Below are 12180 nucleotides of genomic sequence, written 5' to 3'. Positions count from 1 at the left end.
CGGTTGCGCGGTCCGGATGCGGCGGATAGGACTGAGGGTGCTGGTGCCTCCGCCGCCCTTGGAGTGTGCACATGAAGCGTCTCGCCGTACTCGTTGCCCTTGCTCTGGTTGCCGCGTTGCCGTTGCCTACCGCTCAGGCCGCGGACAAGGCCTATGTGGCTGATCCGGAGACGAAGATTCACGTGATGGGGGAGTGGGCCCATCCGGATGACGACACGAGCATCATCGGGCCGTGCGGCGTGTGGCATCAGCGGTACGGCGTGAAGTGCGGCGTGATCATGGTGACGCGGGGTGAGGGCGGCGGCAACGCGGTCGGGAACGAGCTCGGCCCGGACTTGGGGCTGCGGCGCGAGAACGAGGACCGGGTGGCGCACTACCGGTCCGGGACCGTCGACATCTTCAACCTGGACCGGATCGACTTCTTCTACAACCAGAGCGCGCCGCTGACGCAGTACTTCTGGGATGAGGAGGAGACGCTGCGCCGGGTCACGCGGGTGATCCGGGAGACGCAGCCGGAGATCTACATCGGGTTCACGCCGACGCTCGCGGCCGGTCACGGCAACCACCAGCAGGCGGGCCGGCTGATCTGGGAGGGCGTACTCGCGGCCGCCGACCCGACCAGGTTCCCCGAGCAGCTCAAAGGTCCGCACGCGCTCAGCCCCTGGCAGGTGAAGAAGGTCTTCTCCGGCGGCAGTACGGCAGGCACCGGCGGTACGACGACCGCCGCGAACTGCACCACCGGCTTCACGCCCAGCGGTCTCGACACCGTCGCGGGCGTGTGGACCGGGTATGACTCGCCGTACAGGTGGCCGGCCGGGAACCTGCAGGGTCAGCCGGCCGGTTCGGCGAAGATCTGGCAGCAGGTCGCGGACGAGGGCCGGGCGGCGTACCCGACCCAGAGCCGGGTCATGTTCAAGGGAACGTCGACGCCGGCCTGCCCGCGGTTCGCGATGACGCAGTCGTTCGTCCCGTTCCAGCCGAACAGCAGTCCGCAGGCCGGGCTGGACGAGGCGATCCTGTTCGGCGCCACCAAGCCCGATCCCGGTGGACTGCCGCTGGGAACGCTGCAGTACCTGACGTTCAGCCGGTTCTACAACGTCGCCGGCGAGCCGTTCCAGGCGACCGTGCACCTCCAGGCGCCCCGCGGAAAGCTTGCCCCAGGCAACGTGCAGCTGACCGTCCCGCCCGGCTGGTCCGTCGACGGGCCGAAGTCGGTCCCGGCGCAGGCCAAAGCCGATGTGACCTTCACCGTCACCCCGGCCGCGACCGCGACGGTTGACCAGAACGCGAAGATCGCCGCGACCTACACCACCGCAACAGCATCCGGCTACACCGACAACGTCGTACGGATTGTGTCGGCTGTCGAAGGCAGGTTCCAGCGGTGGGGCAATTGGCAGGAGTACGACCAATGGCTCGCGACGACCGCCCCACAGGCCAACCGTCTCGGCCGCTCCCAGGCGATCCAGTCGATGGGGGTCGGCAGCACGATCGACGTACCTGTCGTCGTGCACAACTGGTCGGCGCAGCCACAGAGTGGTGCGGTGTCGCTGGAACTGCCCTCGAACTTCACCGTGGACGCACCGTCCAAGCCCTACGTGCTGCAACCCGGCGCTGACGCCACGGTCACCTTCAAGCTGACCAACACCGACACCGCTCTGCCAGCGACCCAGAACGTCTCCATCCCGATCCGGACCGCCACAGGGAGCGAGACGCTGACGCTAACTTTGGTGCCGACGACAACCATTCCGCAGGCGCAGCCGGTTGTGGACGGGGAGGCGGAGCCGGGTGAGTACCCGGGGCCGACGCTCGATCTCGGCCGGATCTGGCAGGGTGCGGCGAACTGCGCCGGCGTTGACGACTGCGGCGTTTCGTCAACGGGTGAAGGCAATACGGCCAAGGTGAGCTGGTCGGACGATGCGCTGTACTTCTTCATCCATGTGCGCGACGACTACCAGTCGTACGCCGTGACGCCGGCCGAATGTGTCGGTCACTGGCAGGCCGACTCGGTGGAGATCCTGCTCGACCCGCGCGGGACCGCGTCGCAGGCGCTGATGGACACCGCCAACACGTTCAAGCTCGGCATCTTCCCGTTCAGCCAGAGCGGAGGGCCTTGCTGGTCGAGGGATGCGGACAACCACCAGGGGTACTCGAGTGGCGAGCCCGACACTGGCAACGCGCCCGGCGTGCAGATCGCGTCGACGGCACAGTGGGTCGGGAGCAACGAGACGACGGTGCCGCACGCATACGCCGGTGGCGGTTACGACCTCGAGGTGAAGATCCCGCTCGCCACGCTGCCCGCGGCCGTTGACCCGACCAGGCTGGGTCTCAACATCACGCCGTACGACAACGACGACACCTCGGCAGCCGGTACGACGACGCTGCGGCACATCGACCAGAGCACGCGACTGGGCTGGTCGGCGCTCGGCTCGGTGCAGTCGGATCCCTATCGATGGGGACTCGCGACGTTGCCCGGTTACACGCCACCCGCGGACCGCCCGACCACGCCGGCACCGCCGAACGTGTCCAACCCGAACCTCAACGGCGCGCTCTCCCCGCAGACGATCGCCCAGTCCGCACGCAACGGCGTACCGATCTCCGGCCGCGTCCCGACCACCGACCTCCAGATCCTGTCCGCCGCTCTCGGCCGATCGACCGTGGACATCTACACAAGCTCCGCCGGTACCGGCACCGCCCGGGCCTTCCTCACCACCGGCGAGATCGACGCCATCCCGGTCTGGACAACCAGCTGCTCACCAGCCGCCAACCCACCACCCGACTACGGCCTGACCCCGTGCGCAGTCACCGACGGCGCCACCCCACCCTGGTCCCCCGACATGAGCGGCCACGTAGTCAAACAATCCACCCAACAAATCACCCGCGGCACCACCCGCTGGTCCATCCCCCTCACCCCAGCCCAACGCGCCACGCTGGCCGCCGACGGCCGCCTACTCCTGTCCTACGAAACCCCGCAGAACAAGGTCCAAGCCTTCGACGTGCGGCTCAGCGGGGGCCGGTGAAGTCGAGGCCGTTGCTGCTGGCTCGTAGTTTGAGGCGGTTGGAGTCGATTTCGTAGGTGAGGTCGCCCTTGAGGGTGGTGAGGAGGGTTTGTTCGAGTTTGCCGGCGTCGCCGGGGCAGGCTCGGCGGGTGGTGGCGATCTCGCCGAAGCTGAGTTTGCCGGTGTCGCGCGCGACCTTGCCCTGGAGGTCGTTGCAGCCGGTCGAGCCGGTGACGCGGTCGCCGTTGAGGGTGATCCAGACCTTCTCGGAACCGGCCTGGTGAGAGGCGACCTCGCCGCTGATCACGGTCTCGAGCGACCACTTGGTGCCGTCGAGGGCGAGGTCGGGTTCGGCGGTCTGACGGTCGGTCAGCGAGATCGTCGTACCGCCTGAGGTGACGGTGAGCTTGTCACCCTCCAGTTTCCAAGTCGGCTCGGACAGCAGGATCTTCGACAGCCAGTCGTCCTGCGCGTGCCGTGGGGCGTCACAACCCATCGCGGTCGTCGCCAGGTTGTCGTCCAGCGACAGCTTGCCGCCGCCGGTGTCCACCGGTGACTGCATCGAGTTGCAGCCCGCGTCGGCGATCAGCCGGCCGTCGTCGCTGAACGTCAACCGGACCCGGCTGTTGGGCACGAGTTGCTTCGGTTTCCCGTCCTCTGTCACCGCCGTGGACAGGTACACCTTGCCCTTCAGCGACCCGCCCGCACCCAGCTCGGTCCCGCACCCGGTCAGCGCCAGCAGCAGGCCGGCGCCGACGACGGCGATCATCCGCGTTCTCACACCCTACGGACGCGCCGGCAGCCCAGTCTGTTGCACCCCGAACCGCGATCACCGACAGTGAAACCGGCACCCCGAGTTGGCTTTTCAGATCACGGTTGGATAACGTACGGCGCCGTACGCGCGAGAGCGAACGAGAAGGACATGGCCGGCGAGCCCGTATCGCCCGGTCTGCCCGGATCGGTTCGGCGCTTCGGGGGCGTCGACTGTCCTGGCCTCTCTGGGGACCAAACAGAACAGTTGTGGGCCGCGCTGGAGTGCTGGGGCAATGCAGTTGCGGCCCGTCGAGCAGAGGAATGTTTCGCATGCCCCCCATCCGAACTGCCCGAAGCCGCGTGATCATCACAGCGGGATTCCTTGCTGTCGGTGCGCTCATCGCCGCACCGATCGCCGTCCAGGCGGCCAAGGACACCCCCACCGCTGTGACCGCGACCGCGACGGACAGCACGGCTTCGACCCTCCCGAGCGTCGGACGCGTCGAACGATGCGTGCTGGACGCCTACTCCGGTTGCACCGTGATCCACGGCTTCGGCGTGAAGCCGACCGCCATCGTGGCGACCTCCGCCGGGTCGTCGATCGTGTCGATCGACCCAAGCCTCACCACCGACAAGACCTACCGCCTCCGGGCGCTGCGCAAGGACGGCGAGAAGTACCGCGCCGGCACGCGGATCCGCTACACGGTGCACTACGACTTCGCGGCCGCCCCGCCACAGCCCACCACACCGACCCCGACGGCCACGTCGACCCCGACCCCGTCGCCGTCCCCGACACCGACACCGACGGCGACCTCCACCCCGACCCAGTCGCCGACCGCGACACCGACGGCGACGTCGACTCCCACTGCCACGTCCACACCGACCGCGACCTCGACCCCCACGTCGACCAGCAGCCCGGTGAAGTCCTGCACCAACCCGTCGTTCACCACCACGGCGACCGGCAACCAGGGTGAGGGCCGGACGTTCGGCGCGTACTACGTCCACAACAACATGTGGAACAACCACAACGGCACGTACTCGCTGGCTGCCTGCAACTACGACAACTGGTACGTCGATGTCACCCAGCCGCTCCCGGGCGACAAGGGCGTCCAGGCGTACCCGAACGTGCACAAGGACTACAACGACGTCCCGCTGTCCAAGATCCAGTCGGCCAAGTTCGCCGCGACGACGCCGGCCAACTGCAGCGCCTGCATCTACAACGTCGCGTTCGACGCGTGGATCGGTGACGGGCTGAACAACGAGCTGATGATCTGGACCGACAACAAGGGCCAGGTCCCGGGCGGCAGCAAGGTGGGCACCGTGACGTTCGGCGGGTTCACGTACGACGTCTGGCACCGCTCCGGCTACACCGCATACGTGTCCCAGGTGACGCAGAAGTCCGGCACCATGCCGCTGGCCAGCTTCTTCAACGACATGGTCAAGCGTGGCTGGGCCCCGCAGGCCACGACGTGGCAGGTCGACTACGGCGTCGAGGTCGTGTCCACCGGTAACACCAAGCAGCGCTTCGTCTTCAACGACTTCTCCATCCAGGAGAACTGACCCCCGCGCTCTCTCGCGAACCCCGGCGGCCGCCGCAACCACGTGTTGCGGCGGCCGCATAGGGTTCTGCCGTGAGCGGACTGGTGATCTTCGACAACGACGGCGTACTGGTGGACTCGGAGCGGTTGGCCAACACGATCCTGGCCGAGCTGCTGACCGAGGCCGGGTTGCCTTACTCCTTCGAGGAAGCGGTGCGCGACTTCATGGGCGGGAGTATGGCGTCCATGCGGCAGAAGGCCGAGGCACAGCTCGGCCGGCCGTTGCCCACCGACCTGGAGGACCGCTACCACCAGCGCCTGTTCGACGGGTTCGCCAACCTGCGGGCGATCGAAGGTGTCGAGGCGGTGCTCGATCACCTGGACGCCGACGGGACCACCTACTGCCTGGCGTCGTCCGGCACCCATCGCCGGATCCACGCCGCGCTGACCGCGGTGGGTTTCCTGGATCGGTTCGAGGGCAGGATCTTCAGTGCGGAGGACGTTGCCCACGGCAAGCCCGCACCCGATCTGTTCCTGCACGCGGCGAGCTCGATGGGCGTCAAACCGGTCGACTGCCTGGTCGTCGAGGACAGCCCGCTCGGCGTCGCCGCGGCCAACGCGGCCGGCATGAAGGTGTTCGGGTACGCCGGGATGACGGACCCCGCGAAGCTGTCCTCGGCGGACGTGGTTTTCCACGACATGGCCGCCCTGACGGAACTGATCCGCGGAGCCTGAGACACTGGAGGGGCTATGTCTACCCACCAGTCACCTCGCGGTGATCGACCGCACCGCGCCGAAGCGGTCGTCGATCTGGCCGCGATTCGTCACAATGTCGCGACGCTGCGTGCCCGTGCCGAGGGTGCGCAGCTGATGACCGTGGTCAAGGCCGACGGCTACGGCCACGGCATGATCCCGGTCGCCCGGGCGGCCCGCGAGGCCGGTGCCGACTGGATCGGCGCCGCCGTGCTCGAGGAGGCGCTGGCGCTGCGCGAGGCCGGTGACACCGGGCCGATCTTCTGCTGGCTGACCACTCCCGGCGAGCCGCTGGAGGACGCGATTGCCGCTGGCATCGATCTGTCCGCGGGAGCGCCGTGGGAGATCGACGAGCTCGCCGCCGGGGTGACCGACCGGCCGGCCCGGGTCCACCTGAAGATCGACACCGGCATGAGCCGCGGCGGCGCCGTACCGGAGGAGTGGCCGGCGCTGATCCGGGCCGCGCTGCGCGAGCAGCAGACCGGCCGGATCGAGATCAAGGGCATCTGGTCGCACCTGTCCTCCTCGGACGAGCCGAAGAGCGATGCGAACGACGCGCAGTTGGCGACCTTCACCGAGGCCATTGATGTGGCCGCCTCGTTCGGTATCGACGCCGAGTTCAAGCACCTGGCGAACTCCGGCGCCACGCTCGCGTTGCCGGAGACCCACTTCAACCTGGTCCGGCCCGGTGTGGCGACGTACGGGCTCTCGCCGTTTGGGCACGCGCTGCCGTCGGCCGAGCTGGGGTTGATCCCGGCGATGACGTTGAAGGCCCGGCTCGCGATGGTGAAACGGGTCCCGGCCGGCGCTGGTGTCTCCTACGGGCTGACCTGGACCGCGCCGCGGCCGTCGACCCTCGGGCTGATCCCGCTCGGGTACGGCGACGGCCTGCCGCGGCACGCGTCGAACGGTGCCCCGGTCCAGGCCGGTGGTGAACGTCGTACCATCGTCGGCCGGATCTGTATGGACCAGTGCGTGGTCAACCTCGAGGACAGCGATGCTGCCGCGGGAGACGAGGTGGTGTTGTTCGGCCCGGGCACCGACGGCGAGCCGACGGCGGACGACTGGGCTGATGCGGCACGGACCATCAACTACGAGATCGTCACCCGGCTGGGGCCAAGAATCCCGCGTCGGTACGTCGACAGTGCTGAACACCTTGCCCGCCCCACCGCCCCAGTCGAGAGGTAGACCGGCATGTCCAAAGCAGGGCGGACCGCCGGTCTGATCGGGGCCGCGGTCGGGGTGCTGGCTGCCGGAGCGGCGGCCGGCGTCGCGGTCGAGCGGCAGGTCATCGGCCGTCGATCGGGTCAGCGCGCGCAGCTCGAGGCGGAGCCGTTCGGTTCGCTGCGCGGTACGCCGTACGTGTTCACCGCCGACGACGGCGTCGAGTTGTACGTCGAGGTGGACGAGCTGAAGCGGTCCCGCCGGCCCGCGCCCCCGCCGAAGCGGAGATTCGGCAAGAAGCTGCCGCTCCCGCCGGAAGACCTGACCCTGATCTTCGCGCACGGCTACGGCCTGAACATGGACTGCTGGCACTTCGAGCGCCGCGACCTGGCCGGGATCGGCACGATGGTGTTCTACGACCAGCGCTCGCACGGACGGTCCGGCCGGTCGCCGAAGGAGAACGTCAGCATCGACCAGCTCGGCCGCGACCTCTACGGGATCCTGGATGAGTTCGCGCCGACCGGTCCGGTGATCCTGATCGGGCACTCGATGGGCGGCATGTCGATCATGGCGCTGGCCGAGCAGCACCCTGAGCTCTTCGGTGACCGGATCATCGGTGTCGGCCTGTGCTCGACCAGTGCCGGTGGGCTGGACAACGTTCCGATCGTGTTCCCGGGCAAGGTGGGCATGCTGGCCCGGGCGCTCGCGACCCCGACCGTCGCGGCACTGTCGCGGATTCCCGACGTGGTGGAGCGCAGTCGCAAGGCCGGTACGGACATCAGCTACCTGCTGACCCGGAAGTACTCGTTCGGCTCCGAGGTGCCGCCGGCCTTCACCGAGTTCGTCAACGAGATGATCGCGGCGACGCCGATCTCGGTGATCGCGGAGTTCTACCCGATCTTCGCGCTGCACGACAGGTACGAGGCTCTGGAGCCGCTGCAGAAGGTGGAGTGCGTGGTGATCGGCGGTGACAAGGACCACCTGACCCCGTTCGAGCACGCCGAGGAGATCGTCCGGCACGTGCCCGGGGCCGAGCTGGTCGAGGTGAAGAACTGCGGCCATCTGGGCCTGATCGAGCACCACCGTGAGTTCACGGCAGCGCTCCTTGGCATGATCGAGCGAGCCGAACAATCACTAGGACACACGTGACCGACCTTCATGTAGTGGATGCCACCGCCGAACACGCCAACGAGATCGTCGGGGTGATCCACCACGCGTTCTCTGCGCGGCGGGTGCTCGATCCGCCGTCCACGGCCTTGTCCGAGAACGCGACGACGGTGACCGACGCGATCACCAAGCACGGCGGTCTGCTGGTCCGGGTGAACGGAGCTCCGGCCGGTGCGGTGCTGTTCGAGGAGTCGGGTGACGTCCTCAACCTGCGCCGGGTCTCGGTGGATCCGCGGCACCAGGCGCGCGGCGTCGCGTCGGCGATGGTCGGTTGCGCCGAGGAGGTCGCCGTACGGCGGGGACTGAGCCGGGTGCGACTGGTCGCGCGGGTGGAGTTGCCGGACACCGTGGAGTTCTGGCGGCGACGTGGGTACTCCGTCGTCGAGCAGCAGGACCACAACCTGATCTACGCCAAGGCGATGCCGATCGAGCTCACCGTGCCGACGGCCGACGATATGCGGGCGATCGGTGAGGAGCTCGCGGGTCAGTTGCGGGCGGGCGACGTACTCGTGCTGTCGGGTGATCTCGGCGCCGGCAAGACGACGTTCACCCAAGGACTCGGTGCCGGGCTGAAGGTGCGGGGTGACATCACGTCGCCGACGTTCGTGATCTCGCGGGTGCACCCGTCGCTCGCGGGCGGTCCGGCGCTGGTCCACGTGGACGCGTACCGGATCGGCGGGATCGCGGAGCTGGACGATCTCGATCTGGACGCGAGTCTGGACGACGCGGTCACGGTGGTCGAATGGGGTCACGGGCTGGCCGAGTCGCTGGCACCGGACCGGCTCGACATCGTGGTGACCCGCGGCGACGACGACACGGACGAGACCCGCGAGATCCGGATCACGCCGGTGGGTCCGCGCTGGGCGGCATCCGGCGTACGTGTGTCCGTACTGGAGACGAACTGATGCTGCTTGCTTTCGACACCTCGAGTGCCGCGGTCACCGTTGCACTGGCTGATCCGGTCAGCGGCGAGATCCTGGCGTCGTCCACGACCGTCGACGCACTGCGACACGGTGAGTTGCTCGCGCCCGCGATCGCCGCGGCGCTTGAGACCGCGGGGGTCACGCCGCGCGATCTCACCCGGATCGCGGTCGGAGTCGGACCGGGTCCGTTCACCGGGCTGCGGGTCGGACTGGTGACCGCGCGGACGATGGCCGACGTACTCGGGATCGAGGTCGCCGGCGTGTGCAGCCTGGATGTGCTGGCCCGGCAATCCTCGTTGTCGCTGCCCGTTGCCGTCGCGACGGACGCGCGGCGCAAGGAGATCTACTGGGCCTTGTACGACGGTCCGGCCGCGGACGGCAGCCGTCGTCGGCTCGAGGGTCCGGCGGTGGACAAGCCGGCTGAGGTGGCCCACGTCCTTTCCGGTCTGCCGGTGATCGGGCGCGGTGCTGTGCTGTACGCGGATGCGCTCGGGGTGGCGGACGCTGATGTCATCGAGTACCCGTCGGCCGAGGTGCTGGCGACGGGGGTGGCGACCGGGACGCTCGAGATCGTCGCGCCCGACCCGCTGTACCTGCGCCGGCCCGACGTGACCCTGTCCGGCGGACCGAAGAGCGTGCTCCCGAAGTGAGACCTGCCATTCGACCGGGGACCGCGGACGACCTGCCCGCGTTGGTCGCGTTGGACGAGGTCTGCTTCGGGTCGGACGCGTGGAGTACGGTCTCGTGGTCGGCTGAGTTCGAGCGGCTGTCCGAGGACCGGGTGATCCTGGTCGCGGACGAAGGTGCGGTCGTCGGGTACGTCGTACTCCTGGTGCCGCCGGTCTCGTTGGACGTGGTCGAGTTGTTGCGGATCGCGGTGACGCCGGCCGAGCGCCGTACCGGGATCGGCGGACAGTTGATGACGGCGGCGCTGTCGAAGTGCGCCGGCCGGACGGTGCTGCTGGAGGTTGCTGCGGGCAACGAGTCGGCCATCGGTCTGTACCGGGCCTTCGGGTTTGCGGAGATCAGCCGGCGGCGCGGGTACTACGCCGGCGGCGAGGATGCGGTGATCATGCGGTGGCGGGAGGAAGAGTGACAGTGGTGGAGCCCCTGATCCTGGGGATCGAGACGTCGTGTGACGAGACCGGGGTCGGGATCGTCCGCGGGCAGACACTGCTCGCCGACGCGATCGCGTCCAGTGTCGAGGAGCACGCCCGGTTCGGCGGCGTCGTACCGGAGGTCGCCAGTCGCGCCCACCTGGAGGCGATGGTCCCGACGATCCGGCGCGCGTGCGAGACCGCGGGGATCAAGCCGACCGACGTCGACGCGGTCGCCGTCACCAGCGGGCCCGGTCTGGCCGGCGCGCTACTGGTGGGTGTCGCCGCGGCCAAAGGGCTCGCGCTGTCGCTCGACAAGCCCTTGTACGGCGTGAACCACCTGGCGGCCCACGTCGCCGTCGACACGTTGGAGCACGGCGATCTGCCGAAGGGCTGTGTTGCGATGCTGGTCTCGGGCGGGCACTCGTCGCTGCTCGCGGTCGAGGACATCACCGAAGGCGTGCAGCCGATGGGGAGCACCATCGACGACGCCGCGGGGGAGGCATTCGACAAGGTCGCGCGCGTGCTGGGGCTGCCGTTCCCCGGCGGTCCATATGTCGACAAAGCGGCGCGGGACGGTGGCGACCGGCTCTACGTGACGTTCCCGCGCGGGCTGACCTCGCAGCGGGATCTCGAGCGGCACCGGTTCGACTTCTCCTTCTCGGGTCTGAAGACCGCCGTGGCTCGGTGGGTCGAGGCCCGCCGCCGCGACGGGGAGGACGTGCCGGTGAACCACGTGGCCGCGGCCTTCCAGGAGGCGGTGTGCGACGTCCTCACCCGGAAGGCGATCGACGCGTGCAAGGACCGCGGGTTCGAGCACCTGCTGATCGGTGGCGGGGTCGCGGCGAACTCACGGCTGCGCGCGATGGCGGAAGAACGGTGCACTGAGGCCGGCATCGCCGTACGCGTGCCGCGGCCCGGGTTGTGCACGGACAACGGCGCGATGGTGGCGGCGCTCGGGTCGGAACTGGTCCGGGCCGGGAAGGCGCCGTCGCCGTTGGGGTTGCCGGCGGATTCGTCGATGCCGATCACGGAGGTGCTGAACAAGTGAGGTGGACGGGACCGGACGGGTTCGAGGCGGATGACTCGGTCGAACGCATCGATGTCGATGTGGTGCACGGCTTTCTCAGTACGTCGTACTGGGCGACCGGGATTCCGCGGGAGATCGTGGCGCGGTCGATTGCGGGCAGCCTGAACCTGGGGGTGTACGCGGCGGACGGGTCGATGGTCGCGTTCGCCCGGATGGTGACGGACCGGGCGACCTTCGGCTGGCTGTCCGACGTCTTCGTGCTGGAGACGCATCGCGGGCTCGGGCTGGGCCGGTTCGTCGTGTCCACGTTGATGGAGCACCCGGAGCTGAAGGGGATCCGCCGGTTCATGCTGGGGACCTCGGATGCGCACGAGCTCTACCGCAGCTACGGCTTCACCGAAGTCGAGGACCCGAGCCGGACGATGATCATCCGCAAGGACCCGGCCGAGTTGTACGGCGCCAGTTAGTCGCAGCGTGGGACTGCACTGCAACCGGGACTGCACCGCACCGCGGGACTGCACCGCACCGCGGGAACTGCACTGCAGCGCGGGACGCACTGCAGCGCGGGACTGCACTGCAGCGCGGGACTGCACTGCAGCGCGGGGAAGGGCGCGGCAGCGGGCAGAGACCTGGGGGCTGGTACCGCCGCTAGATCCCCAGGTGAACGGCCAGCGGCAGACCGGTTCTGTCCCGCACACTGCCGCAGCCAGATGAACGCCTGACTTCGGCCGCGTGACCGTCAGTCGACGTACGGCTCCT

11 protein-coding genes are annotated in these 12180 nt (G+C 68.7%); 10 read left to right on the top strand and 1 reads right to left on the bottom strand.

Annotated elements, in window-relative coordinates:
- Window positions 1–71: 71 nt before the first annotated feature.
- Entirely contained in the window at window positions 72–3017 is a 2946-nt protein-coding gene (locus V9K99_RS10510; protein ID WP_337003604.1) for a PIG-L family deacetylase, read from the top strand.
- Here V9K99_RS10510 and V9K99_RS10505 read toward each other — a convergent pair.
- Entirely contained in the window at window positions 3001–3765 is a 765-nt protein-coding gene (locus V9K99_RS10505) for an META domain-containing protein (RefSeq protein ID WP_337003602.1), read from the bottom strand. The two genes, V9K99_RS10510 and V9K99_RS10505, sit on opposite strands and share 17 nt — an antisense overlap.
- Window positions 3766–4109: 344 nt before the next feature.
- Here V9K99_RS10505 and V9K99_RS10500 point away from each other — a divergent pair, with 344 nt between their 5' ends.
- The 9 genes from V9K99_RS10500 (at window position 4110) to V9K99_RS10460 (ending at window position 11888) form a co-directional block, all read left to right on the top strand.
- Window positions 4110–5309 carry a GH12 family glycosyl hydrolase domain-containing protein gene (locus V9K99_RS10500; RefSeq protein WP_337003600.1) on the top strand — a complete coding sequence of 400 codons (1200 nt, stop codon included), beginning with the start codon at window positions 4110–4112 and terminating at the stop codon, window positions 5307–5309.
- A gap of 71 nt (window positions 5310–5380) precedes the next feature.
- Window positions 5381–6022 carry an HAD family hydrolase gene (locus V9K99_RS10495; RefSeq protein WP_337003598.1) on the top strand — a complete coding sequence of 214 codons (642 nt, stop codon included), beginning with the start codon at window positions 5381–5383 and terminating at the stop codon, window positions 6020–6022.
- 15 nt (window positions 6023–6037) lie between these two features.
- Complete coding sequence (gene alr / locus V9K99_RS10490) at window positions 6038–7228, top strand: alanine racemase (protein ID WP_337003596.1); 1191 nt, start codon at window positions 6038–6040, stop codon at window positions 7226–7228.
- Between the two features lie 6 nt (window positions 7229–7234).
- Window positions 7235–8353: an alpha/beta fold hydrolase gene (locus V9K99_RS10485; RefSeq protein WP_337003594.1), complete on the top strand. Its 1119-nt coding sequence runs from the start codon at window positions 7235–7237 to the stop codon at window positions 8351–8353.
- Window positions 8350–9276 carry a tRNA (adenosine(37)-N6)-threonylcarbamoyltransferase complex ATPase subunit type 1 TsaE gene (tsaE, locus tag V9K99_RS10480; protein WP_337003592.1) on the top strand — a complete coding sequence of 309 codons (927 nt, stop codon included), beginning with the start codon at window positions 8350–8352 and terminating at the stop codon, window positions 9274–9276. Before V9K99_RS10485 ends, tsaE begins: the two co-directional genes overlap by 4 nt.
- Entirely contained in the window at window positions 9276–9944 is a 669-nt protein-coding gene (gene tsaB, locus V9K99_RS10475; RefSeq protein WP_337003590.1) for a tRNA (adenosine(37)-N6)-threonylcarbamoyltransferase complex dimerization subunit type 1 TsaB, read from the top strand. The genes tsaE and tsaB overlap by 1 nt, the downstream gene beginning before the upstream one ends.
- On the top strand, window positions 9941–10390 hold the full coding sequence (locus V9K99_RS10470; protein ID WP_337003588.1) for a GNAT family N-acetyltransferase: 450 nt from the start codon (window positions 9941–9943) through the stop codon (window positions 10388–10390). The genes tsaB and V9K99_RS10470 overlap by 4 nt, the downstream gene beginning before the upstream one ends.
- Window positions 10387–11442 carry a tRNA (adenosine(37)-N6)-threonylcarbamoyltransferase complex transferase subunit TsaD gene (gene tsaD, locus V9K99_RS10465; RefSeq protein WP_442914726.1) on the top strand — a complete coding sequence of 352 codons (1056 nt, stop codon included), beginning with the start codon at window positions 10387–10389 and terminating at the stop codon, window positions 11440–11442. Before V9K99_RS10470 ends, tsaD begins: the two co-directional genes overlap by 4 nt.
- Entirely contained in the window at window positions 11439–11888 is a 450-nt protein-coding gene (locus V9K99_RS10460; RefSeq protein ID WP_337003584.1) for a GNAT family N-acetyltransferase, read from the top strand. The genes tsaD and V9K99_RS10460 overlap by 4 nt, the downstream gene beginning before the upstream one ends.
- The last annotated feature ends 292 nt before the right edge of the window (window positions 11889–12180 follow it).

This window comes from Kribbella sp. CCNWLW201 (genome assembly GCF_037203805.1).
Lineage (GTDB): Bacteria > Actinomycetota > Actinomycetes > Propionibacteriales > Kribbellaceae > Kribbella.
The sequence above is the reverse complement of the archived record's forward strand: the minus strand, read 5'-3'. Positions and strand labels throughout refer to the sequence as shown.

What these genes read in the sequence shown, in the direction of transcription:
- V9K99_RS10510 (WP_337003604.1), top strand. Translation starts at nt 72, where the DNA reads ATGAAGCGTCTCGCCGTACTCGTTGCCCTTGCTCTGGTTGCCGCGTTG.
- V9K99_RS10505 (WP_337003602.1), bottom strand. Translation starts at nt 3,765, where the DNA reads ATGATCGCCGTCGTCGGCGCCGGCCTGCTGCTGGCGCTGACCGGGTGC.
- alr (WP_337003596.1), top strand. Translation starts at nt 6,038, where the DNA reads ATGTCTACCCACCAGTCACCTCGCGGTGATCGACCGCACCGCGCCGAA.
- V9K99_RS10485 (WP_337003594.1), top strand. Translation starts at nt 7,235, where the DNA reads ATGTCCAAAGCAGGGCGGACCGCCGGTCTGATCGGGGCCGCGGTCGGG.
- tsaB (WP_337003590.1), top strand. Translation starts at nt 9,276, where the DNA reads ATGCTGCTTGCTTTCGACACCTCGAGTGCCGCGGTCACCGTTGCACTG.